Here is a 1,869-nt window from a genome sequence, read left to right on the forward strand (position 1 = left end):
ACTCGGGAGCCGGGACGCTCCTGAGGCGTCCCGGCTCCCGAGTGCCGGGGTGGTGCAGGGGGTGGGGCTGGTGATCCGGGATCAGGAGGCGGCGATCGCCTCGGTGACCGCGGAGCGGGCGTCGACGGCGCTGTCGGCGGCGAGAGCGAGCTCCGCGTACCGCTTGGCGTCGTCGAGGGTGTGCTCGGCCAGCTCGGCGCGGACGTCGGCGAGAGCCGACGGCGACATCGAGAGGGTGGTGGCGCCGAGGCCGACGAGGACCACGGCGAGCAGCGGGTCGGCGGCGGCTTCTCCGCAGATCCCGACGGGCTTGCCCAGCGCCGCTCCCGCGCGGCCGACCTCGCCGACGAGGCGGAGCACGGCCGGGTGCCACGGGTCCTGGAACGCCGAGACCGTGCCGAGCATGCGGTCGGCGGCGAGCGTGTACTGGGTCAGGTCATTGGTGCCGATCGAGGCGAAGTCCGCGACTCCGAGGATGCGGTCGGCGAGCAGGGCGGAGGAGGGGACCTCCACCATCACTCCGGCGGTGCGGATGCCGAGCTCCCGCGCCATCGAGGTGAAGTAGCGGGTCTCGTCCACGGTCGCGACCATCGGCGCCATGACCCAGAGGTCGGCGTCGGTCGCGGCATCGGCCTGGGCGAGGGCGGTGAGCTGGTCGCGGAGGATCTGCTCGCTGGCTTGGAGGGCGCGCAGTCCGCGGAGACCGAGGGCCGGGTTCTCCTCGTGGTCGTCGTTGAGGAAGCTCAGCGGCTTGTCGGCGCCGGCGTCGAGCGCGCGGACGACGACCTTGCGGCCGGGGAACGCGGCGAGCAGGCGCGTGTACTGCTCCGCCTGCTCGGCGACCGAGGGCGCCTCCTTCGCGTCGAGGAAGAGGAACTCGGTGCGGAACAGCCCCACTCCCTCGGCGCCGAGCTCGACCGCGTTCGCAGCGCCGTCGGCCGAGCCGAGGTTCGCGAGCAGCGGCACGGCGTGGCCGTCGGCCAGCGCGCCGGGGACGACCGGTGCGGCGAGCATCTCGGCGCGCTCGGCGATCGAGGACTTCGCGGCGCTGATCTCGGCGTCCGAGGGGTTCACCGTCACGACGCCGGAGGTGGCGTCGAGGATGACGAGCTGGCCGTCCCGCAGGTCGAGGGCGCCGGTGGTGCCGACGATGGCGGTGATCGACTTCTCCCGGGCGAGGATCGCCGTGTGCGAGGTCGGTCCACCGTCGCTGGTGATCAGGCCGAGGACCTTCTCGAGGTCGAGCAGCGCCGTGTCGGCCGGAGCGAGGTCGCGGGCGACGAGCACGAACGGCTCGTCCGACTCGGGGACGCCGGGAGCGGCGACGCCGCGCAGGTGCGCCACGACGCGCTGCGAGACGTCGTCGAGGTCGGTCGCGCGCTCGGCCATGTAGCCGCCCATCGCCACGAGCAGGTCGCGGAAGCCGGCGAAGGCCTCGTGCACGGCGCGCTCCGCGGTCTTGCCCCCGGCGATCCGCGCCTTGACGTCGTCCGCGAGGGACGGGTCCTCGGCCATCAGGGCCTGGGCGTCGAGGACGTCCTTCGCCGAGCCGCCGGCCCGCTCGCCTCGGTGGCGGATCGTCGCGGCGGTGGCGGACAGCGACGAGACGGCGCGCTCCTCCTCCTGGGCGACGCTGCGGGTGCTGGCGGTGTCCTCGGGTTCGGGCAGCGGCTCCGGCATGCGCAGGACCGGCCCGAGGGCCAGCCCGCGTCCCACTCCGGTGCCCTGGAGCTTGGCGGAGGCGTAGGCGGTCTGAGGAGTGGACAGCGTCATGGGTGCTCGTTCCTGTCGTGCGGAGTGCGGGCGGGAGAAGAGGATGCGGGGGGCCGGCGGCTCGGCGAAGGACGTCCTCGACGCCCAGGCCCTGAT

1 protein-coding gene is annotated in these 1,869 nt (G+C 74.1%); it reads right to left on the reverse strand.

All coding sequences use genetic code 11. The annotated features are described in order from the left end of the window. Nucleotides 1-81 precede the first annotated feature (81 nt). Complete coding sequence (gene ptsP / locus C5C56_RS17380; protein ID WP_374954284.1) at nucleotides 82-1,680, reverse strand: phosphoenolpyruvate--protein phosphotransferase; 1,599 nt, start codon at nucleotides 1,678-1,680, stop codon at nucleotides 82-84. Between the last annotated feature and the right edge of the window lie 189 nt (nucleotides 1,681-1,869).

Source organism: Rathayibacter sp. AY1D1, assembly GCF_002932635.1.
Classification (GTDB): Bacteria; Actinomycetota; Actinomycetes; order Actinomycetales; family Microbacteriaceae; genus Rathayibacter.